Origin of the sequence: Paenibacillus popilliae ATCC 14706, from assembly GCF_000315235.1 — a bacterium.
GTDB lineage: Bacteria > Bacillota > Bacilli > Paenibacillales > Paenibacillaceae > Paenibacillus_B > Paenibacillus_B popilliae.
The window spans coordinates 1-261 of record NZ_BALG01000582.1; the positions used below are offsets into that span (position 1 = coordinate 1).

1 protein-coding gene is annotated in these 261 nt (G+C 50.6%); it reads right to left on the reverse strand.

From position 1 onward, the window contains the following. Positions 1–261, reverse strand: a 261-nt coding sequence (locus PPOP_RS23210) for a hypothetical protein (protein ID WP_042230454.1), incomplete at both ends; no start/stop codon positions are given.

Genomic DNA, 261 nt, shown 5'->3' on the forward strand with positions numbered 1-261 from the left:
TAGTCGTTGTTTGGCTTGGTTAGTTTCTGTTTTCTGCGTGGACGCCAGCGTTGTTCCTTGTTCCGGATGAATGGCCTGCCACAGGCTTTGATAAGAGAGCCCTTGTCGGTTTTTAAGGACTTGAATCAGTTGTTTCGTTTTCGCTTCGGCACGCCGCTCTCCCGCTTCACGCTCCTCTCCCTCTTCTGACCAGCTTGCCCACAGATCAAGTAGTAAAACTTCTCCGTCAAGCCTTTGTTGTTCTACACGATCGCGAGCACT